General features: G+C 50.8%; 19 protein-coding genes. 10 read left to right on the forward strand and 9 right to left on the reverse strand.

From position 1 onward, the window contains the following. Positions 1-60 precede the first annotated feature (60 nt). A complete protein-coding gene (gene gap, locus MMG03_RS01850) occupies positions 61-1,086 on the forward strand; it encodes a type I glyceraldehyde-3-phosphate dehydrogenase (protein ID WP_073160653.1) in 1,026 nt (341 codons plus the stop codon). Between the two features lie 210 nt (positions 1,087-1,296). Here the strand turns inward: gap and MMG03_RS01855 are convergent, their stop codons facing one another. From MMG03_RS01855 to MMG03_RS01865, 3 genes are all read right to left on the reverse strand, one after another. Then, positions 1,297-1,503 carry a hypothetical protein gene (locus MMG03_RS01855; RefSeq protein ID WP_073160655.1) on the reverse strand — a complete coding sequence of 69 codons (207 nt, stop codon included), beginning with the start codon at positions 1,501-1,503 and terminating at the stop codon, positions 1,297-1,299. Between the two features lie 312 nt (positions 1,504-1,815). After that, entirely contained in the window at positions 1,816-3,093 is a 1,278-nt protein-coding gene (locus MMG03_RS01860) for a hypothetical protein (RefSeq protein WP_249505499.1), read from the reverse strand. Between the two features lie 264 nt (positions 3,094-3,357). Beyond that, complete coding sequence (locus MMG03_RS01865) at positions 3,358-4,128, reverse strand: DUF6261 family protein (RefSeq protein WP_088665710.1); 771 nt, start codon at positions 4,126-4,128, stop codon at positions 3,358-3,360. A 521-nt stretch (positions 4,129-4,649) separates the two neighbouring features. Between MMG03_RS01865 and MMG03_RS01870 the strand changes: the two genes are divergently transcribed. Then, positions 4,650-4,847: a hypothetical protein gene (locus MMG03_RS01870; RefSeq protein ID WP_112131785.1), complete on the forward strand. Its 198-nt coding sequence runs from the start codon at positions 4,650-4,652 to the stop codon at positions 4,845-4,847. Between the two features lie 57 nt (positions 4,848-4,904). Here the strand turns inward: MMG03_RS01870 and MMG03_RS01875 are convergent, their stop codons facing one another. Continuing rightward, positions 4,905-5,621: a hypothetical protein gene (locus tag MMG03_RS01875; protein WP_112131786.1), complete on the reverse strand. Its 717-nt coding sequence runs from the start codon at positions 5,619-5,621 to the stop codon at positions 4,905-4,907. After that, the gene (locus MMG03_RS01880; protein ID WP_112131787.1) at positions 5,611-6,984 is read right to left on the reverse strand and encodes an ATP/GTP-binding protein; all 1,374 of its coding nucleotides are present in this window, start codon (positions 6,982-6,984) and stop codon (positions 5,611-5,613) included. The genes MMG03_RS01875 and MMG03_RS01880 overlap by 11 nt, the downstream gene beginning before the upstream one ends. A gap of 377 nt (positions 6,985-7,361) precedes the next feature. On the opposite strand from MMG03_RS01880, the gene MMG03_RS01885 reads away from it, so the two are divergent. Genes MMG03_RS01885 through MMG03_RS01895 form a run of 3 tightly spaced genes read left to right on the forward strand, consistent with a single transcriptional unit; the run spans position 7,362 to position 8,331 of the window. After that, positions 7,362-7,916 (forward strand): hypothetical protein, encoded by a 555-nt coding sequence (locus MMG03_RS01885; RefSeq protein ID WP_073235432.1) that lies wholly within the window; start codon positions 7,362-7,364, stop codon positions 7,914-7,916. Then, positions 7,903-8,091: a hypothetical protein gene (locus MMG03_RS01890; RefSeq protein WP_073235281.1), complete on the forward strand. Its 189-nt coding sequence runs from the start codon at positions 7,903-7,905 to the stop codon at positions 8,089-8,091. The genes MMG03_RS01885 and MMG03_RS01890 overlap by 14 nt, the downstream gene beginning before the upstream one ends. Positions 8,092-8,133: 42 nt before the next feature. After that, positions 8,134-8,331, forward strand: coding sequence for a hypothetical protein (locus tag MMG03_RS01895; RefSeq protein ID WP_073235284.1), 198 nt, complete (start codon positions 8,134-8,136; stop codon positions 8,329-8,331). A 3-nt stretch (positions 8,332-8,334) separates the two neighbouring features. Here the strand turns inward: MMG03_RS01895 and MMG03_RS01900 are convergent, their stop codons facing one another. Continuing rightward, complete coding sequence (locus tag MMG03_RS01900; protein ID WP_249505500.1) at positions 8,335-8,901, reverse strand: OB-fold protein; 567 nt, start codon at positions 8,899-8,901, stop codon at positions 8,335-8,337. Positions 8,902-8,994: 93 nt separating this feature from the next. On the opposite strand from MMG03_RS01900, the gene MMG03_RS01905 reads away from it, so the two are divergent. Together MMG03_RS01905 and murC are read left to right on the forward strand one after the other, a co-directional pair. Further along, complete coding sequence (locus MMG03_RS01905; RefSeq protein WP_249505501.1) at positions 8,995-10,281, forward strand: RluA family pseudouridine synthase; 1,287 nt, start codon at positions 8,995-8,997, stop codon at positions 10,279-10,281. 23 nt (positions 10,282-10,304) lie between these two features. Continuing rightward, the gene (gene murC / locus MMG03_RS01910; RefSeq protein WP_249505502.1) at positions 10,305-11,738 is read left to right on the forward strand and encodes a UDP-N-acetylmuramate--L-alanine ligase; all 1,434 of its coding nucleotides are present in this window, start codon (positions 10,305-10,307) and stop codon (positions 11,736-11,738) included. A 193-nt stretch (positions 11,739-11,931) separates the two neighbouring features. Here the strand turns inward: murC and MMG03_RS01915 are convergent, their stop codons facing one another. Next, positions 11,932-12,957: an agmatine deiminase family protein gene (locus tag MMG03_RS01915; protein WP_088658507.1), complete on the reverse strand. Its 1,026-nt coding sequence runs from the start codon at positions 12,955-12,957 to the stop codon at positions 11,932-11,934. 79 nt (positions 12,958-13,036) lie between these two features. Then, complete coding sequence (locus tag MMG03_RS01920) at positions 13,037-13,900, reverse strand: carbon-nitrogen hydrolase (protein ID WP_073161616.1); 864 nt, start codon at positions 13,898-13,900, stop codon at positions 13,037-13,039. Between the two features lie 62 nt (positions 13,901-13,962). Between MMG03_RS01920 and MMG03_RS01925 the strand changes: the two genes are divergently transcribed. Next, on the forward strand, positions 13,963-15,363 hold the full coding sequence (locus MMG03_RS01925; RefSeq protein WP_112131790.1) for a carboxylesterase family protein: 1,401 nt from the start codon (positions 13,963-13,965) through the stop codon (positions 15,361-15,363). A 188-nt stretch (positions 15,364-15,551) separates the two neighbouring features. Here MMG03_RS01925 and MMG03_RS01930 read toward each other — a convergent pair whose 3' ends face one another. Next, positions 15,552-17,024: a DUF2914 domain-containing protein gene (locus tag MMG03_RS01930; protein WP_249505503.1), complete on the reverse strand. Its 1,473-nt coding sequence runs from the start codon at positions 17,022-17,024 to the stop codon at positions 15,552-15,554. 123 nt (positions 17,025-17,147) lie between these two features. Between MMG03_RS01930 and MMG03_RS01935 the strand changes: the two genes are divergently transcribed. Further along, the gene (locus tag MMG03_RS01935) at positions 17,148-18,842 is read left to right on the forward strand and encodes a proline--tRNA ligase (protein WP_249505504.1); all 1,695 of its coding nucleotides are present in this window, start codon (positions 17,148-17,150) and stop codon (positions 18,840-18,842) included. Positions 18,843-18,857: 15 nt separating this feature from the next. Beyond that, positions 18,858-20,153 (forward strand): FKBP-type peptidyl-prolyl cis-trans isomerase N-terminal domain-containing protein, encoded by a 1,296-nt coding sequence (locus MMG03_RS01940; protein ID WP_249505505.1) that lies wholly within the window; start codon positions 18,858-18,860, stop codon positions 20,151-20,153. The last annotated feature ends 56 nt before the right edge of the window (positions 20,154-20,209 follow it).

The raw sequence follows: 20,209 nt of genomic DNA on the forward strand, positions 1-20,209 counted from the left end.
AGTTGAGCGTTCCCTATTGTAGGGGGTGCAAACAATTCACTACTAAAAAAGGATCCAATAATGGCTCTCAAACTCGGTATCAATGGTTTCGGTCGTATCGGCCGTATGGTGTTCCGCGCTGCTGTGGAAAACTTCTCTAACGACATCCAGGTTGTTGGTATCAACGACCTCCTCACTGTCGACTACCTCGCATACATGCTGAAGTATGACTCCGTGCACGGCAAGTTCGAACACGAAGTTTCCTTCGAACAGGGCGAAAAGAACTACCTCATCGTTGATGGCAACAAGATCCAGATCTTCGCAGAACGCGATCCTCTGAACATCACTTGGGGCGCTCTCCAGGCTGACGTCGTTGTTGAATCCACCGGTTTCTTCCTGACCGACGAACTGGCTCGCAAGCACATCCAGGCTGGTGCCAAGAAGGTTATCATGTCTGCTCCTTCCAAGGACGCTACTCCGATGTTCGTCTACGGTGTTAACCACAACACCTATGCTGGCCAGGACATCATCTCTAACGCTTCCTGCACCACCAACTGCTTGGCTCCGATTTCCAAGGTTCTCGACGAAAAGTTCGGCATCGTCCGTGGCCTCATGACCACCGTTCACGCTGCAACTGCTACTCAGAAGACTGTTGACGGTCCTTCCATGAAGGATTGGCGCGGTGGCCGTGGCATTCTCGAAAACATCATCCCGTCTTCCACCGGCGCTGCAAAGGCTGTTGGTAAGGTTCTCCCGCAGCTCAACGGCAAGCTCACTGGTATGTCCCTCCGCGTTCCTACCTCTGACGTTTCCTTCGTTGACCTGACTGCAGAACTCAAGACTGCTGCTACCTACGAAGAAATCTGCGCTGCTATGAAGGAAGCTTCTGAAAAGTGCGTTTGCGACGGCGGCCTGAAGGGCATCCTCGGTTACACCGACGAAGCTCTCGTTTCTACCGACTTCCGCAACGATGCTCGCACCTCCATCTTCGACGTCAAGGCTGGCATCCAGCTCGACCCGACCTTCGTGAAGGTTTGCGCTTGGTACGACAATGAATGGGGCTATTCCAACAAGGTTTGCGAAATGGCCAAGGTCATCACCAAGTAATTTTAAGCTTCTAGCTTAAGAAAACTTAAAGGAAACCCTCGTTGAAAAACGAGGGTTTTCTTTTTTTATGCCGTTTTCGCGGGCCGGACTTGGCCTGGTTTAGGGCCGGCTTAGACTCGGCCCGGCTTAGACCGGCTAGGGCAGACTGAATAAAAAAAGAGCGTTCCTCCACTGGAGGAACGCTTCTTTTAAGCGATAAGAACCTGGCGCTTAGTTGTCTTCGTATTCAGAAGAGCCCCAGCCGTCAAGGTCACCAGCGGCACGGCCCAGGGTTGCTCCACCCAGGATCTCGTCGATGCCCTTGTCTTCGGATTCGTCTTCTTCTTCTTCGAAGATGGAGTTTTCTTCAAGCTCAACGTCTTCGTTAGGTACGATCGGTTCGTTGTCCAGGTCGTTATTAACCTTTTTACGTGCCATTTTTTCTCCTTGATGATGGCGTCTAAGATTTCTATCGCTATATATAACTCTTTTGTACAGAAAAAAACACTTTTTTTCTTACTTTTATAGAAATTTACACCATTATTAGAATCTATTACACTTCGGATCGCTGTTTTTGCCCTTGTTGAAGTCCTTGCTGACGTCGCCGAGGGAACCTGCAATATCCAAACCGCCGAATTTTCCGCCGCCAGAAACCTGGTCCAGCTGATCTTCGTTCAGTTCGTCATCAGGATTTGCATTGCTGTTGGGATTGTTCTTGTTAATATAGTTTCATTCCAAATTAGACGGTCATTAAAACTGCTCGAAGAACTTGTGGACCTCTTCGGGGACCCAGGTGTCTTCCCAGCCCCAGCCGATACCCATGTTGCCGGTGTCGTGGGCGGTCCACTGGTGGTTTCCGGGCCAGCTGCAGAACTTTACGGGGAATCGTTCGTCTACCGTGGTAAAGTCGTGGCAGGTGTGGCCCGTGCTGCCCTGGTTTTCGGCCATGATTTCGCCGCTGGCGTCGGTAAATTGGCTATCTCCGTCGGAGGCCTTGCCATTTTTCTTTAAAATTCGGGGGAGGGCGCTGTTCTTTGCCTTGTCGTAAAGGCAGCGGTCGTCGTTCTGGCCGTGAACATTCATCCAGGCCATGGGCAGGTTCTTGTCGGTACCCGCATCCTGGGGGAGCCAGATGTTGTAATCGGCCACGGCATAGGTGGCGGCGGCGCGGATACGTTCCTGGTAGTCCTGCATCAGGGAGTAAGAGAACATGGCTCCGAAACTAAAACCGGTAATGAACACGCGGCTGGTGTCGATACAGTAGTTGTCTTCGATGGTGGTGAGGGCCTGACCGAAGAAATCATGGTCTGCCTGACCCTGGTTCCACAGGCCATTTACCGCCTGGAGCGAGGCGAACATGTAGTTACCCTCGGTATCCTGGGCCTGCTGGCTGTAATAGGGAGTGGGGTGGTCGTAGTCCGGTGTGTGGTGGACGAAGTCCTCGGCGGAACTGCCGTAGCAGTGGAGGGCGATCAGCAGCTTGTAGGGCTTGGTATTGTCGTAATTCTTGGGCAGGGTGATAAAATATTCGCGGTAGGTACCGTTAACGTTGACCACATGATGCTCGCCATTTTCGACCAACTTGTCGGTCTTGAGGGTGGTTTCCCTGCCGCAACCCTTACTGGGGGTGGGGGCGTTCTTGAGGGCATAGCCGAATGCGTAGGAAGGCTCGGCAGGAACCGTTTCGGAAGAGGCGGGTTCCTCTTCGCTGGAGCTGGAAACCTCTTCGGAAGAACTTGAAATTTCTGCGATTTCGCTGGATGTGGGGGCCGGGTCTGCAATTTCGCCGGATTCGGAGCTTTCTGCCGGGACCGTATTTTCGCTAGGGTCGGGATTTTCGGCCGGAAACTGGTCTGCCGGGGTTTCGGGCTGGTTGACGCCGCTTTGCGGCTGTTCCTCTAATCCGGCAGAGGGATCAACCACTGGGTCGGCCGCATGAGGGGTGGAATCGTCGCTACAGGCCATGAACATGGCCAAACCCAAGGCGGAAAGCCCCGCCACAAAAGCTTTCTGGAAATTGTGCTTCACAAGAACTCCTTATTGTATCCCGGGCAAAAATTCGCCCAAATATAATCTACCCTAAAAAGAACCCCCTTAATCTGGCCGAACCAAAAATGCCATAGACGATTTGTCTATGGCATACCTTGGATGAACATCAGGTAAACAAGTGTTAACCTAGAAACATAATCGTAGGTTTTACATATTTTATGATTTTGTAAGAAATTTGTTGTGTAAAAAAGCCCGGCCATTTTTTTTGATGGGCCGGGCGAACTCCTTTAATTAGTTTTGGGCTTAGGCTGCTTTCACTGCGGAGGCAACCACGGTTTTGTTTTCAGATTTTTCTTCTGTTTTTTCCTTGGCGTTTTGCTTGAGGGTTTGACGCAACTTGTAGACGGAACTGAATCGTTCGATGATTCCGTTGATGTTGTTGACGAAGTTCAGACAGTCTTCGTTACCTGATGCGCCAAGGCCTTCGGCGCCGGAGCACACACGGTCGAAAATTTCGTTCAACTCATCGCGGGTGTGCTTGACCAGCTCCGTCTCGCGATTCCCCAAGGCGGCTGCGCGCTCGGCAGAAACCTCGATGAAACGCTCGTTGGCTTCCTTAAGCTGATCCAGGTAAACCTTGAAACCGCAAGCCTCCAGGGCGTTGGAGTCCAGGGCGTAGCAACTCTCCACAATCCCCTTGATTATACCGCTAGTCTGATTCTGGGCAATTTTGTGGATGGTGGGAGCCTTGCTGAAGAACTCAACGATGTTTGCCGTTGTGTTCTGGATGACCGGATCCTGGCTGGGGAACTGCTGCAATCCCAGGGCGATACGTCGGCAGGCCACATAGATATCGGTGCGCTTGATATCAAGATCCTTGGTGGTTTCGAAGTTCTCGGTAGCGTTCAACTTTAACGCATCACTATATTTCTGGAATACATTTTCGTAGGCGGCTACGTTGTTTGAAAAGATGTCGGACGAAAGATACTTGGTGAATTTCAGACATTCGTAGTGGAAAGCGCGAACTTCTTCGTTGCGCATGCTATGGAAATTAATTCTTTTGATTTTGTTCATATTTTTAATCCTTTATATAAGAAAGTTTGTTTGTCTTTTTTAGGATAATTGTTCGAACATTTCCTTGCAAAAGAATGTACAAAAAAGTTTTCGCAAAAACCACATTTTTGGGGGGTGTTCCGTATGAACTGGCCATTTTGGCGTATGAATGAAGAAAAAAATGCATTTTTCTGATTTTTGATACTGAACAAATGAGTAAAATTTACAATAAACGCTGTTCAAATTAGCAGCTAAAAAGTGGGGAAAGTGCGTCGGATTGCATCCCAAGGCAAATCCATTACGCGGGAAAGTGTGTCGGATTGCATTCCAAGGCGAATTCATTACGCGGGATGGTGCGTCGGATTGCATCCCAAGGCAAATCCATTACGCGGGAAAGTGCGTCGGATTGAATCCTATGGGTATCCCTTGCGCGGGATGGTGCTTCGGATTGAATCCAACGGACGGAGGTTTGCTCCTATATTTGGTATAGGAATCCAAGAAGGAGTTGCTTATGTCTAAATATGTAGTCAAGAACATTCAGTGTGGTATTCGAGGGCTTCCCCAACATCTATAAGACGGATGAATCGGTGTATACCCGCATGATGAACAAAGGTGCCGAAAGTGAAGAAGAAGCCGACAAGCTCTCCATAGATGAACGGAACGACCTTGAAACCGAATTTTTGGTAAATCTGAACGAAAATATAACGAGGGCTTTGGGGATTATCTTATCACGCATTTAGCAAAAGAATCTTCTATCGAAAAAATAGAAGGTCCATTTGAATTATAAATATCTTTTTTCACCCAAACACCAGTCCGAAATTCGTCCTGCGTTCCAACGAATTACAACCCACCTGGATTTCCTTCCAGGATTCCTTGTAGATCTCGATTAAAGAATGTTCAGTGTTTGGCCTGTATGCGAAATCAGACTTTGAAATGAAATTGACGAATTCGGGAATGTTATCTCTATAGTGTAGGGCGAATTCCAAGGCGTCATTTTCCTTGTCGCTATCGCTGGAGTTCTGCTTGTCGTAAAGTACATGGTCCAAGTTGCAGGACATGTAGTAAACGTTGTAAGGAACTTTCCAAATTGTAGGCGTACTTGCGAGTCTTAAAAGATTCTTGGACTTTCTCTCATTGCGTTCAATAATGTTTTTACGTACAGGGCACAATATCTTCGTTAGGGTGTAGAAAGGCTTTTCTACATCACCTTGAATTACATAGTCCTCTGCGACAAAGGCTCCGTCCGTATCAACAATGTGAATGATACGTTCAAAATGTTCCGGTTTAAGGCGGTTGGTATCAGCCCATCTCTTAACCACTTCTGCGATTTTCTTTGTGATGTCTGCAGAACCGACTTTTTGACGGGTGTCCTGGTCAAATTCTGTTGTAATATCACAGTGCATCACATGAGTATAGACGGAATCCTTGTCAAAGTAACGAGAAAGGATTACGCCCAGGGCCGTTTCATCGGAGGGGCCTTCTACAATGACAAACACGACCTTTTTACGAGCCATTGGAGCCTCCTGCAATCTTGAATGCCAAGGCAATCTCGGAATTGTTGGTGGTCTCGTAAACGGGTTCGCTCTGCTCGCCAAGAATAATGTCACGGTAGTAGAAATCGCGCAAGTTGTTGGTGGTTTTCACGCCGCTAAAGCGGATGTAGCGATTTTCCGGATTCGTAGTCGTGAATACAATGAAGTTTTTGTCCAACGTTTCAAGTGGACGAAGATTGTGGGATGTGAACAGCAACTGTCCCTTGCCTTTTTCAGAAATGATTCTGAGAATTTCACCAAGCAGGTATTCAAAAATACCGGAGTCCAATTCGTCAATGGCGACTGTAATGGAATGGTTATTGTAAACGTCGATGAGTAGCGACAGGATAGATATAATTTTCTTGACGCCGTCGGATTCCATAGCTAATGGAAATTCGTGGCCATCTTTGCTGGATGTCATTTGCACAATATGGCCCGGCATGCCGTTTTGCATGAGTTCCTGGCCAAGATGTTTCAAGCCTACTTTAAGATTGGGAACAATTTGCGGCAACACAATGTTCAGGCTATTGATGGTTCGTTCCAAAATCTGAAGGATATGCGGTGCGACCGTATTTGGCCTGTTCAAGGGCAACAGCAAACTACCAGACTTATGATCCACATTGTGGTCCAGAGAAATGTGGATTGGCATGTCGTTCAAGGTGATTCGCCCTGTCGATGCTGTTCTAATCACAAAGAGCTCTCGTGCGCCATAATTTGCCAAACGTTCCAAAATGGAGTTTGTTTCTTCGAACTGTATGGCATCGTGCATTTCCTTTGAAAAGATAAAGGATGCTGTATTTGCCTCTGCCATTTTTTTTGCGACGAGCAAAGCGGTTTTCTTGTTTTTGTCTTTGCCGATAAGTGTGTCGTATTTTGATTTCGGCACAAAGGGCGCTTCGCTATCGGTATCTACATAATCTACAAACTTTGTTGCAGTGTCTTTATTCTTGCTGGAATAGGAAATCTTTTCGTCGCAAATGATCAGCTTGGTATTGCGGTTGCTATCTTCTTTCTTCAATGTGAAGCAATAGACAACCTTGTAGTTGGTTTCGGCTTCAACGTCTTCAATGGCAAATTCAAATTCAAGACGTGCAGATTCGCTATCTACGTTAATGCAGGATGCAAAATAATTCGTAATGGTGGGGTCCATAGGATACCCCAGAAGACAATGCTTCAGCAAACTCATTGCTTCGATAATAGCCGTTTTACCGGAGCCGTTTTGCCCGTAAATGCCGACAATGCAGGCTCCATTTTCCACCTTGCGAACTAGGGAAATTTCACCTTTTTTGACATTTTTGAAGTTCTCCAGGAGAATTCTTTTTAAGCTAACGGTTGAGTTTTTCATACCCGTAAAATAGCTTAACCTGTTGAAAAATGCAATACCAAATGTAAAAATGAAATAAAAAATATCAAAATTATGCTTTGACGCTTTGTTTTTGACACTTTACTGTCAAAATCTTTAATTATATTTCATTCCGTATTTCACCAATCCTTGCGACAGTCGACATAGACTTGCATAAGTCCGTACGTGCATTCGCGGCAAGGCTCATTAACCATCTGGTTGATGTTGTTGGATAGCTGGCAGGAGACGCAGCCTGCTCATTACGTAAGCCAGGGAATACCCCTGCCAACAACAGTGCTAGAACATCACAAAATCAGAAGAATGCTATCGATCATTTTCCCGACGTGGGGAAAATGATGGTTTTAACGTACAGAGGATATATGCAATATACAGAAATAGGGTGCGTGGATATTTGGCTTGACGAAATAGTCCCATGCCTTAAGGATAATGAAACCGGCGAGATAAAGGAAACTGCTGTTTTTAAGATAGAGAGCAGGTCTTTTCTAGACAATTTTACAGAGGAAAAAGGGTGGGGGATAGACTGGAATAAGATTCCCAAGGAAATTGATGTATTTGCCCTTGGATTAAAAGATTCAGGAGAAATTCAGGGGCTTGTAGCTGTTAAAAATGAACCTGAATCCAAGGTTGTTCAGCTGCATTGGGCGTGTACAGCTCCTAGGAATAACAAGCATCTGTTTGGTTCGCAAAGGTATGCTGGTGTCGGAGGTCATCTTTTCGCCATTGCGGTGGATATGTCGATTAAATGGGGATATGAGGGATATGTTTATGGCTATGCTCTTAACAAAGAATTGTTAAATCACTATATTGAAGTTCTAGGGTGCTTCTTTGTCGGTATCCGCCACCCTTATCACTTCCTCTTGGAGCCTAAGTCTGCAAGGAAACTTTTGGAGAATTACACCTATGAGTGGAAATGAAAAGACGATGAATTTGGCTGACAATCATGGTGAATATGTGGCGAACATTGACCCTTACAAGGTGGCTCCATCTTGCCGATATGATCATCGTGCCTTGGTTGCGTATGCAGAACAAGTCGGCAAGTCAATAAACGACCTCTCATTAGAGGAAAAAGCTCAATTCATTGAGAGATAGTTTGCAAAAAATGATTATCTTTCTTACAAAGGAAGATAATCTATGTCTCTCTACGACGAAAATGCCTACGAACAGTGCCTTAATGAAGAGAAGAAACTTGATGACGAAAAGCGCAAGGCCGAACGTATCAAAAGGATGCGTGGCTGGCTTGGAGTGAAGGGCGCGGTTACCGGGGGAGGTCACCCCGATGATAACGGTCCCCTGCTTTATGGTGACGGCCATTCCGGCTGGAACCGTTAACTTCTAGCGATTTACAAGGCATTCCTTTGCCAGGACGCCCATGATGTTGCCGCCATCTACGATGGTGCAGGTGATGGTCGCCTTGTTCCCTTTTACCAGGGTGGCCAGGTCTTTTTTGGCCGAGGTGGGGAAGATGGCCTTGATGGTTTTTGAGCCCAGGATTCCGCAGTTGTTGATGTGAACCGTCGAAAAGAGGAGCATGTCGTTGACGGATTCCACGCATCCTGAGAAAGAGACCCGCTTTTCGTTGAACATTTCGCCGGCGCGGATTTCGTTGTCGTTGAATTCCTTGAGCAGTGTCTTTGCAGTGGTGGTGATGGACCCGTTTGCGTTGTGGATGATGGCGTCGGGATTGGGTTTCGAATCTTCGTACACGGTGACTGCCATGGATACGCAGACCGCGATAATCAATACCAGCACGATTCCCACGATAATTGCGATCTTGAACCAGATCGCTTTCTTTTTTGCAGGTACTGGGCGAGGCAGGGGGCTCTTTTGCGGAGTCCCGCAGTGAGGGCAATACTCGTGCCCTTCACCGATATCCCTTGCACATCGTATACAGTATCGCATACCGATTAATATAAATCCAAAAAGTCTGAATTGTACTGTTTGCTGTATTCCAATCTTAAATGGGATTTGGCTTTTTTCTATCTTTACCCTTGTATGAATTATCTCGTAGACGAAAAGAAGAATGGTGAACGTATCGACAAGTTCCTTGTTGGCGTTCTTGAAAATGTTTCCCGTACCGATGTGCAGAAGATGATCGCTGCCGGCGAAGTGAAGGTGGGTGGGGTGGCCACTCCCAAGAACTTCCGTGTAGAAACGGGTATGGTGGTGGTTTGCGGTGAAGTTCCCGAAAAGGAAGCCTCTACCCTGGAACCGGAAGAAATTCCTCTGGATATCGTTTACGAAGATGACGATATTGTGGTGATCAACAAGCCCCGTAATCTGGTGGTGCATCCGGGTGCCGGCGTAAAGGGTGGTACCTTGGCCAACGGTTTGCTGTACCATTTCAAGGAAAACCTTTCTACCATCAATGGCGCTCTGCGCCCGGGTATTGTCCATCGTTTGGATAAGGACACTCCGGGTTTGATGGTGGTTGCCAAAAATGACAACGCTCACCGTCACCTGGCACATCAGTTGGAAACCCGCACTTTGCACCGCACCTATAACGCTCTGGTGTGGGGCCATGTTCGCGACTTGGAAGGTACCATCGATGCGCCCATTGGTCGTAATCCCAAGAACCGCTTGAAGATGGCTGTGGTCAATGGCGGCAAGGAAAGCCGTACCCATTATACCGCCAAGAAGTTCTTTAATTTTGCAACCCTTCTGGAACTGCAGCTGGAATCCGGCCGTACTCACCAGATCCGCGTGCATAGCCGTTACATGGGCCACCCTGTGGTGGGCGATCCCTTGTACGATGGTCGCGAAGGTTGCCTGAACCGCGTGTCTCCCTTGATGCGCGAATATGCAGAACAGGTTCTGGAAATTGCTCCGGCCCAGTTGCTGCAGGCTGTGAAGATTGAACTGATTCACCCGACTACCGGCAAGAAGATGAAGTTCAAGGTTCCTCTGGAAAAGCCTTTCGACAAGGTGCTGAAACTCTTGAAGAAGGAATGCCCCGAAGACGCTCCCAACTTCTCTGAAGACGATACCGCCTTCCGCGAACTGGATCCCGAAATGCGTTTTGAGGACGAGGGCGATTACATCGACGAATACGAAAGCGACGAACTCCTGGCTATCACTCCGGAAGAGGCCGCTCCCTATAAGGAACGTAAGACTCGTGCCCAGCGTTTTGCTGAACGTAAGGAACGTGCCGCTGCCCGTAAGGCCAAGGCTGCCGAACGCAAGCTCATCAAGCAGATGAAGGCCGCCCGCAAGAGAGGCGTTGCCAAGGAAGACTTCGTGGAACCCGGTTACGAACCCACAATTGATCCGAACCTTTTATAATTGGCGCAGGAGCCGCCTGAATTATGGAAGCTTATTTCTTTATTGGTGTTGCTGGTGTTGGCATGAGTGCCATCGGTCAGTATCTTGCAGGCCGCGGTGTTGAAGTTCGCGGTTCCGACCGTCAGTTTGGTGAATATCTTGCAGGCAACTGCGAGAAGCCCCGCGTCATGGAACAACTGGAAGAATGCGGTATCAAGTGCTTTGCCCAGGATGGTTCCGGTGTTTCCGCAGACTTGACCGCCGTTGTGGTCAGCACCGCCATCGAAGATTCCAATCCGGACCTGAAGCGTGCCAAGGAACTTGGTGTGAAGGTGATGCACCGCAGCGAAATGCTGGCCAAGATTTCCAAGGAAGCTAAGACCATTGCTGTGAGCGGTACTAGTGGAAAGTCCACTGTGACTGCCATGATTTACCACATTCTGCAGTACGCCGGTTTGCAGCCTTCTGTAATGACTGGCGCTGGCCTTGTGAACCTCCAGAAGGAAGGCAAGATTGGTAACGCTGTCAGCGGTTCTGGCGAATGGCTGGTGGTTGAAGCCGACGAAAGCGATGGAACGCTGGTCCGCTACGAACCTGAAGTAGGTCTTATTCTGAACGTGGATAAGGACCATAAGGAAATGAGCGAACTGCAGGAAATTTTCGGCAAGTTCCGCGACAACATTTTGAATAACGGCAAGACCCTGATTGTGAATGACGCTCATCCGCTGGCAAAGCCTTTCAGCCAGGATCGTCATAACGATTTCGGTACTGAAAGCTATGTGGGCGTCCAGGGCATTGACTTCCGCACGGAAGGCCCCAGCATCATTTTCCGTTGCCGTCACAATAATGAACTGGTGAAGTTTACGGTGCCGCTGCCGGGCCGTCACAATATGGAAAATGCCCTGGCTGCAACCGCAGCCGCGCTCAAGGCCGGCGTAAGTCTTAGGACTTGCGCGGACGCCCTCAGCTCCTTCCCGGGCGTGTTCCGCCGTCATCAGATTCTGGGAACCTTCAATGGCGTTACCCTGGTGGATGACTTTGCCCACAATCCAGCAAAGATTTCTGCAAGTATCCTGAGCGCCCAGAGTTTCACCAAGGGCCGCGTTCTGGCTTGGTTCCAGCCTCATGGATTTGGACCTACTCGCTTCTTGCGTAACGATCTGGTTGAATTCATCAACAAGGCTCTGCGCGGTTCCGACGCAGCCTCCGCAGACGGGGAACGTGCCGCCGACACAATGTACTTCAGCGAAATCTACTACGCTGGTGGAACGGTTACTCGTGACATTTCTGCAGGCGATCTGGCCAACGACCTGGTGGCCCTTGGCTCAGATGCACGTTACATCGAAAAGCGTGATGAATGTGCCAAGGCTATGGTCGCCGACGCCAAGCCCGGTGATACCATCCTCCTGATGGGCGCCCGCGACCCCAGCCTGGAAAAGTTTGCCCAGAGCGTCCAGAAACTGCTGGAAAACGCATAGAAGCTACTTGAAAATTTCAAGTAAAAAACTGAGAAACGTTCCTCTTTTTTTGGGGGGGACGTTTTTTTTGCTTTGCACAAACGTTCTGCATTTTCTACAAGTCCAAAAGAAAAAGCCTCTTGATTGAATCAAGAGGCTTTTCTTACAGGTTGCAGTTTTTTCTGCGGCCCATATTTCAAAGAGTTCGCTTGAACTATGCGTTCTCGTGCTTGCTCATGCAGTGAAGGCTTCCGCCTTCTTCCAGAACGGTTCGGCTATCGATCGCAATAATCTTGCGATCGGGATAGACGCTCTGGAAATACTTCATAGCGACTGCATCGTTAGGAGACTTGTATTTGGGGAAAATCAATGCTCCATTTGCATAAATGAAGTTCATATAGCTTGCTGGCATGATTTCGCCGGTGGGCAAGGTGCGCTGGGGCGGCATGGGGAGGGTGTCGACCTTGGCGGAATCACCGTAGTGCTTTTTGAGCCAGGCTTCCAACAGGTACTTGGCTTCGGCGAGGATGGGGGCATTGGGGGACTTGCCTTCGGCCCAGCACATGACCACGCGGTCTTTTTCTACGAAGCGGGCGACGTTGTCGATGTGGCCGTCGGTGTGGTCGCCGTGGAGGCCGTGGGGGAGGACCAGCAGATCGCGGAGTCCAAAGGCGCTGCAGAGGGCCTTTACAACCTTGGGCAGGTCCTTGTCGGCGTTGCGGTTCTTGCCGATAAGGCAATCCAGGGTGGTGATGCCCAGACCGTCGCCGTTCACTTCGATGGCGCCGCCTTCAAAGATGTAGGGAACGCTCTTGACCAGCTTGGTTCCGGTCTTTTCGGCGATGGCTGCGGGAATCTTGTTGTCGAGAGTCCAAGGGGGGAACTTGGCGCCCCAGGCGTTGAACTGGGTTTCTACGATGACTTTCTTTTTGCCCTTCTGCATGAAGAACGGACCGTAGTCACGGATCCAGATGTCGTTGTTCTTGATGACCATGACGTTGGCCGGGTGCTTGCAGGAGGCCAGGATACTTTTTTCTTCGTCAGAGAAGAACTTCTGACTGGGGACAATGACGTTGACCGGCTGGAAATCGGTAATGGTCTTGATCAGCTTGAAATAGAAGGCGCGGATTTTTACGCCGCGTTCGCCGTTCCAGTTCTTGGGATTGTGGGGGAAGGCGAGCCAGGTGGCTGCCTGTTCTTCCCATTCAGCGGGATATCGGAGAGAATTAGATGTAGCCATAGATAATTCCAATTTTAGGTTTGAGCGATGAGGTCGGTCGGCGACGCCTCCCTAAACCTCAACGCACCGAAGGTGCGTCCTAGTCGCACCAGATTTTTAGGATGTCGCCGTACAGGTCTACTCGGCGGTCTCTGAAGTGCGGCCACCAGCGGCGATTGAATTCAGTTTCGCCCAGGTCGATTTCTACGATGGAGGCTCCCAGGAAATCGGTATCGCATTTCTTGATCAGGTAGCCATCGGGGGCTGCAACAAAGCTTGTTCCCCAGAAGGTCAGTTCGCCTTCGGTGCCGATGCGGTTTGCAGAAAGCACGAAGGTACGGTTGGCGATGGCGTGGCCGCGCATGACGGTGGTCCAGCTGTCCTGCTGACGGGGGTAAAGTTCTGCGGGTTCGGATTTCATCCAGCCGATTGCGGTGGGGTAGATCAGAAGGTCTGCGCCCTTCAGGCTCATGATGCGGGCGGCTTCGGGGAACCACTGGTCCCAGCAAATCAGCACGCCGATCTTGCCGGCGGAAGTCTGGATGGGTTCAAAGCCGGTGTCGCCGGGGATGAAGTAATACTTTTCGTAGAAGGCGGGATCGTCGGGAATGTGGCTCTTGCGATAAAGGCCGGCGATGCTTCCGTCGCGTTCAAAGACAAAGGCTGAATTGTGGTAGATGCCGCGGGCGCGCTTTTCGAAGAAGGGGAACACCACGACGGCGTTCAATTCGCGGGCGATGTTCTGCCATTCCTGAACAAGGACGTCATCTTTTTCGATGGCCATGTCGAAGAAGTCGGCGTTTTCTTCGAAGGGGAAGTAGGGCGTGTGGAACATTTCGGGGAGGATGATGATATCGACACCCTGGCCTTTGAGTTTGCGGGCTTCGGCCTTGTACCATTCGTTGTTGGACTTGGTATCACCAGTCCACTTTCCTTGCAGAGTTGCGGTTTTAATCTTTGTCATACCTACAAATTTATGAAAATTTGTCTATATTTCCCGCCGAATTTTTAAGAAAGGAAGAGAATATGAACTATTTTTCATCAAAAACATGGGGCGTAGCCGCCGTTGCGCTCTCTATGTTGGTTCTTTCGACGTCTGCAACTGCCGCAGAACGCTATAAGGATCGCCAGTTCAAGGTCAAGAAGACTACTGACGTTAGCTTCGCTACCAAGGTGCCGCACCTCAGCTCCTATCATACCATTACGGAATCCCTGCTGAAGTACAATCAGGCAGCTTCAATTCTGAAGCAGGACCCCACGACGGTCGCCTACTTCTACAACAACGAAAATGATACCGAAAAGCGCGACCTGAAGCTGGACCTTTATGAACCGAAGGATGACAAGGCCAAGGATCGTGCCCTGGTGATCGTGAGTCATGGTGGTGCCATGGTGGCCGGTGCCAAGGACGATTTCGAACAGAAGTCCGTGAACTATTGCGACTCCCTGGCTGCCCGCGGTTACGTGGCCGCTTCCATTGAATACCGCCTGGGCGTAACCTTGACCGGTAAGGATAAGCAGCTCAGCATCGATAGCGTTGACTTCGCCCGCGCCGTTTACCGTGGCGTTCAGGACGTTCGTGCCGCCGTTCGTTACTTCCGTGCCAACGCCGACAAGTACGGCATCAACCCCGAACGTATCTACCTCCTCGGAAATAGCGCCGGCGCAATCATCTCCCTGGAAGATGTTTATGCCCGTACCGAAGATGATTTCCCCTCTTATATCAAGAAGAAGGGCGCTCCTGACCTGGGTCTCCTGGATGATTACGGTTCTGAGGGAAATCCCTTTGCCAACGGTGTGGTTGCCCTGTGGGGTGCCGTTCACAACCTGAAGATGATTGGTGACAATAAGACTCCGGTGCTCCTGATTCACGGCACCAAGGATGAAACCGTTTACTTCAAGACGGGTCGCCCCCTGAGCAATGTGGCCAAGGTGCTGCAGAACCTGATTCCATCTGAATTGGGTGCCACTGTGGCTTCTTATGCCTTGGATTTGCACGCTCCCACTCTGTATGGCAGCTATGTGATTGACTCCCTGCTGACCAAGAAGAAGATTGAACATGAAACTTACTTTGTCGAAGGTGTTGCCCACGAATTCTACGATGACGATCCCAAGTACGAAAAGGAAGTGCAGAAGAGAGCCTTCGAGTTCCTTTACAAGCTGACCCAGAGCGAACCTGTGGTGGGTATCGAACGCAAGCCCATTATGCTTGCCCAGGCTTCTGCAATCCGCATGGGCGCAGGCAACATGAACTTCAGCGTTTCTCGCGGCAAGGACCTGCAGTATGCAGTTGTGGACCTTCGCGGTCGTGCAGCCATGAGCGGCAATGTTTCTGCCGGTCAGATGGTTGACCTGAGCTCCCTGAATAGCGGCGTGTATGTGCTCCGCGTGCAGGGTGAACGCGCTATCCGCTTCGGCCTGGGCAAGTAATCGGCCTGAACAAAATCAGCCCGAGTAAGTAATTGCTGCGGGCTCCCTCGGGGCTGTAGACCTCGGAATGGCACAAAAAACGGACTAAACTTTGCTTTGATGCAGGTTTAGTCCGTTTTGTTTTTATGGGTTTGATCCGCGAAAGAGTTCGTCTGACCTTTAATATTTATGTAGGGGAGTCAGGTTGATTACTGCAGGGTATCGCGGACGAAGGTGTCTTCGGGGGTGGCGTCAAAGACCTCGAACGCACCTGCGCCAATCACGGCGCCGTTCTTGTAGGCGATTTCTACGCGGTATTTGCCGGGGGGCGCGTTCTTCTTGCGAGAGAAACTGCGGAATCCGGTTTCGCGGCCACCGTTAATGACCATGCGGCCCGAAGAGATCTTGTCGGTCAGCTTGAACTTTTCGGTGGTGGGGTCTTCGTAGTACCAGCGGTATTCTATTTCGGCCTTGAGCTTGGCGGGGGCATAAACCGAGGCCAGGAAGTAGACTTCGTTGCCTTCTTGCTTATGGACGGTGGGGGTGCCCAGGCCGATCTTTTGCAGGAAGGTGGGTTCGTCCATGTCGCAGGTGTAGGTAGCCTTGTCAAAATTCTGGCAGGCCATGTGTTGCTTTAATACCAGGGGAACAGGCGGAACCCAGTTCATGAGGTAAGCAACCACCAGCAGGATGCTGATGAGGGCGGGTGCAATCAGGACGCCCCTGGAACGGCGGGAAATCTTCCAGATGGCGGTACAGATGCCGAAGGAAAGAAGTGTAGAGAGGAAGAACCATCCGAAACCGATGCTGTGAACCACATGGGGGATGGTGAAGTTCATGAACATGGTTCCCAGCAGGCAGAACAGCGCCAGGTTCAAGCCGAAACTTTCGTAATGCTTCTTGAGGAATTCGTTTCCGACCAGGAGAATTGCAAGTAAAATAACGAGGATGAAGGAGGCGATGGAACCGCTGCTCTTGAAATAGCAGACCACCAGGGCGCTGAACATGCCGCCGAAGAAGAACTGCAGGGCCCAAGTGAAACGGTCCTTCCAGACGGGACTCCATTCGCGGTCCAGGAAGTGGTGCTCTACGACGATGGCGTTCTGGGGGATGGCGGTACTTTCGTAGCCCACCTTGTCGGCCAGCTTCCCGGCGGCGTTTGCTGCGGCTCGGGCGGTAGCTCCGGCGGCGTTTGCTGCGGCATTTGCAGTTGCCTTGGCGGCAACTCCCGCGGCGTTTGCGGCTACACCTGCTGCATTTGCGGCCACTCCTGCTGCCATTTCGGCGGCCTTGCCCAGTTTGCCGGTGGGGGCGGCCTTGGCGGCAGTTGCGGGCTTGGGGGCTTCTGCCTTGATTTCGGCAGGGGGTTCAACCTTTGCTTCGGCCTTGCTGTCGGTTTTTGCCGTGCTTTTGGCGGCGGGCCTTACAGGCTGTGCGGCGGCAGCGGCTGCTAGGCGCTCCTTGGTCCATCCTTCAGGGTGTTCCAGGCGGGCAGACAGCAAAATGACCAGGATCAGGGCGCCGGTGTAGTAGGCCAGCAGAAACCACAGGTCCGAATCATCGATAGACATTCCCAGGGTAATGGAATCCCAGCCGAAACCGCCTAAAAAGGCGATTGCCGGGAAAAACTTCATGATTTTTTGAACGGAAGGCTTGTTGCGAACTTTATCTATAAATTCCATGGCCGAAAAAATACAAAATTGGCGGTGCCAAACCCTGACATTAAAAAAAATAGCTGTTGTAATATTGCTAAATTTTCGCCCGAAAAATTTGTCTTATAGTCCATACGGATTTAAAGGATCGTTATGAAACTCTCTAAGTACTTCTACGTCACGCTCCGCGAAACGCCCAGCGACGCTACCATGCCCAGCCACATCTTCCTGATGCGCGGCGGCTACATCAAGCCCGTTTCCACCGGTATCTATTCCATGATGCCCATGGGTTTCCGCGTGATCCAGAAGATCACCAACATTGTTCGCGAAGAAATGAACAAGATTGGCGGTATCGAAGTGGATCTGCCTGTGGTTCAGACCGCAGACCTGTGGAGCGAATCTGGCCGTTACCAGGCCATTGGCGAAGAACTTCTCCGCTTTAAGGATCGTAACAACCACAACATGGTGCTGGCCATGACCCACGAAGAAGCCATGACCGATATGGCTCGCTACGTGCTGAACAGCTATAAGCAGCTGCCTTTCATGCTGTACCAGTTCAAGACCAAGTACCGCGACGAAGCCCGTGCCCGCGGCGGTCTGATCCGCGTTCGCGAATTCCTCATGAAGGATGCCTACAGCTTCCACTCTTCTCAGGAAGACCTGGACAAGCACTACCAGGAAGAATATGACGCCTACCTCCGCATTTACCGTCGCGTGGGCATTGAACCGGTGGTGGTGCAGAGCGATACCGGCATTATGGGCGGTAAGGTTGCCCACGAATTCATGCTGGACACTCCCAACGGCGAAGACTACCTGATCCTCTGTAAGAAGTGCGGCTACCAGGCTAACCGTGAAATTGCAAAGTTTACCCGCGAAACCTACAAGGGCGACGCTAACGCCATGCCCGAAAAGGTTGAAACTCCCCACTGCCCGTCTATTGAAGAACTGAGCGCATTCCTGAAGATCGATCCCAAGTCCACCGCCAAGTGTGTGTTCTTCGACTTCGAAGGCAAGCTCATTACCGTCATGGTTCCGGGTAACCTGGACGTTTCCGAAATCAAGCTCCACAACCTGCTGAAGGCCAAGGAACTTTACCCCGCAGACGACGCTCTCATCAAGTCTTGCGGCATGGTGCCGGGCTTTGCTAGCCCCATCGGCGCACACGACACCCGCATCATCGTTGACGAAGCTCTGGCTGACGCTTGCGATCTCGTTATGGGCGCAAACGAAGAAAACTACCACTTGCTGCACTGCACCCCGAAGCGCGACTTCCCGGCATTCGAAGTGGCCGACATCGCCGAAGCTCAGGGCGGCTGCAAGTGCCCCAACTGCGGTGAAGACCTTTCTGAAACCCGCGGTATCGAACTGGGTAACATCTTCAAGCTGGGTACCAAGTTCTCTGAATCTATGGGCGCCAAGTACCTTACTGCCGAAAAGACCACCGCTCCCGCAATCATGGGCTGCTACGGTATCGGCATTGGCCGCTTGATGGCTTCTGTTGTTGAAAATAGCCACGATGACTTCGGCCCCATCTGGCCCAAGTCCATCGCTCCCTTCCAAGTGGAAATCGTTCCCATCGGCAAGGAACCGGAACTGGTGGAACTTGCAGAAAAGTTCGAAGCTGAACTGGAAGCTAATGGTATCGACGTTCTCGTGGATGACCGTGACGAACGTCCGGGCGTCAAGTTCAAGGATGCCGACCTGTGGGGTTCCCCGGTCCGTATCGCTATCGGCAAGAAGGGTCTTGCTAACGGCGAAGTGGAATGGAAGTTCCGCAACGAAAAGGAATTCACCATGGTCAAGGTCGAAGATGTTGTCGCCAAGGCCAAGGCTTATTTTGCTGAATAATTAGGAGATTACAAAATGAACATGAAAAAGTTTGCTCTGGGTGCCGCAGCCCTCGCTCTGGTTGCCTGTAATGAACAGGCTGCCAAGAAGGTTGTTGCCATCGATGCCAATTCTACCGACGACCAGAAGTTCGCCTATATGCTTGGTGCTCAGTTTGGTGGTCAGAACGCGACCTTCATTCCTCGCCAGATGGGCGAAGAACTGTACATGGACGCTGTGGTCCAGGGCGTACGCGACATGGTGAAGGCTTCTAAGGATACCAGCTTCAAGCCGCAGATGACCGATGATTCCCTGCAGGCTGTGGGTGGCCGTTACACTGCTATCGCCCGTAACCGAGCCCAGGCAACCCGCCCGGATAGCGCAACCTTCGCTTCTTTCGAAGGCGACCAGCAGAAGATGCGTGCCTGGATGGATTCTGCAACCAACGCCCTGCCTGTTGTTGCAGCCCAGGTTTCTACCGGTGCTAACGTTACCATTAACGCACAGTCCAGCGACAATGCCAAGTTCTCTTACCTGATCGGTATGCAGTTCGGTAACCAGCTGAACGCTATTGGTGGCCAGTTCGATACTTCTCTTGATGAAGACTACTTCATTCTCGGTATCAAGGAAGCTGCCGCCAAGGTGAAGGACACGACCCTTACCCTCCAGCTGCCCCAGGATTCTCTGGCTGCAGTGGGCCAGCGCTACCAGCAGAAGGCTCAGGAACTCCGTCAGGCTGCCATGAAGAAGCAGCAGGAAGAACAGGAAAAGGTGAAGGCTGCCGTGGCTGAACTCCGTGGCGATACTCTCGCTAACGGCATGCCCAAGCTCATGAACTACAAGGTTCCTGTAACTGGTGTTACCGGTAAGTCTACCGACCTTTCTGACATCGCCGGCAAGTCTGCCCTGGTGTTCTACTTCTCTGCAACTTGCGGCCACTGCCAGCACGCTGCTCCCCAGATTCTCGACATCGCCAAGGAATTTGCTTCTACCGGCCTGACCACCCTGGCTGTTGCTAGCGGCGGAAACAACAAGGTTGGCATCCGTAAGTTCATGGACAACGCCAAGTGGGACGAAACCATTAACGTTGTGTGGGATGAAACCCGCGAATTCGGCGAACTCTATAGCGATGGCTACGTTCCCAAGGTCTACCTGGTGAACCCGGATGGTACCTACAAGCTGTACGGTTCCTTCGAAAGCGAAAAGGAAACTTTGAAGACCGAAATCGCTGCCTTGCTGAAGGGCACTCCGGTTGTCTGGACTGTCGAAGCTCCCAAGGCTGCCGAAGCTCCGGCTGAAGCACCTGCCGCTCCTGCTCCCGCAGCTAAGTAGTTTAGAGTTTAAAGGTTAAAGATTAAAGGTTAAAGGATTTGGCTGATTCTAATGAG

This window comes from Fibrobacter sp. HC4, from assembly GCF_023373925.1.
Lineage (GTDB): Bacteria > Fibrobacterota > Fibrobacteria > Fibrobacterales > Fibrobacteraceae > Fibrobacter.

Excerpts from the sequence above, each read along its gene's own strand:
- MMG03_RS01885 (WP_073235432.1), top strand. The coding sequence starts at position 7,362 with ATGCAATATACAGAAATAGGGTGCGTGGATATTTGGCTTGACGAAATA.
- MMG03_RS01880 (WP_112131787.1), bottom strand. The coding sequence starts at position 6,984 with ATGAAAAACTCAACCGTTAGCTTAAAAAGAATTCTCCTGGAGAACTTC.
- MMG03_RS01855 (WP_073160655.1), bottom strand. The coding sequence starts at position 1,503 with ATGGCACGTAAAAAGGTTAATAACGACCTGGACAACGAACCGATCGTA.
- MMG03_RS01935 (WP_249505504.1), top strand. The coding sequence starts at position 17,148 with ATGAAACTCTCTAAGTACTTCTACGTCACGCTCCGCGAAACGCCCAGC.
- MMG03_RS01925 (WP_112131790.1), top strand. The coding sequence starts at position 13,963 with ATGAACTATTTTTCATCAAAAACATGGGGCGTAGCCGCCGTTGCGCTC.
- MMG03_RS01915 (WP_088658507.1), bottom strand. The coding sequence starts at position 12,957 with ATGGCTACATCTAATTCTCTCCGATATCCCGCTGAATGGGAAGAACAG.
- MMG03_RS01930 (WP_249505503.1), bottom strand. The coding sequence starts at position 17,024 with ATGGAATTTATAGATAAAGTTCGCAACAAGCCTTCCGTTCAAAAAATC.
- MMG03_RS01900 (WP_249505500.1), bottom strand. The coding sequence starts at position 8,901 with ATGCGATACTGTATACGATGTGCAAGGGATATCGGTGAAGGGCACGAG.
- MMG03_RS01865 (WP_088665710.1), bottom strand. The coding sequence starts at position 4,128 with ATGAACAAAATCAAAAGAATTAATTTCCATAGCATGCGCAACGAAGAA.
- MMG03_RS01905 (WP_249505501.1), top strand. The coding sequence starts at position 8,995 with ATGAATTATCTCGTAGACGAAAAGAAGAATGGTGAACGTATCGACAAG.
- gap (WP_073160653.1), top strand. The coding sequence starts at position 61 with ATGGCTCTCAAACTCGGTATCAATGGTTTCGGTCGTATCGGCCGTATG.
- murC (WP_249505502.1), top strand. The coding sequence starts at position 10,305 with ATGGAAGCTTATTTCTTTATTGGTGTTGCTGGTGTTGGCATGAGTGCC.
- MMG03_RS01890 (WP_073235281.1), top strand. The coding sequence starts at position 7,903 with ATGAGTGGAAATGAAAAGACGATGAATTTGGCTGACAATCATGGTGAA.
- MMG03_RS01940 (WP_249505505.1), top strand. The coding sequence starts at position 18,858 with ATGAACATGAAAAAGTTTGCTCTGGGTGCCGCAGCCCTCGCTCTGGTT.
- MMG03_RS01875 (WP_112131786.1), bottom strand. The coding sequence starts at position 5,621 with ATGGCTCGTAAAAAGGTCGTGTTTGTCATTGTAGAAGGCCCCTCCGAT.
- MMG03_RS01920 (WP_073161616.1), bottom strand. The coding sequence starts at position 13,900 with ATGACAAAGATTAAAACCGCAACTCTGCAAGGAAAGTGGACTGGTGAT.
- MMG03_RS01895 (WP_073235284.1), top strand. The coding sequence starts at position 8,134 with ATGTCTCTCTACGACGAAAATGCCTACGAACAGTGCCTTAATGAAGAG.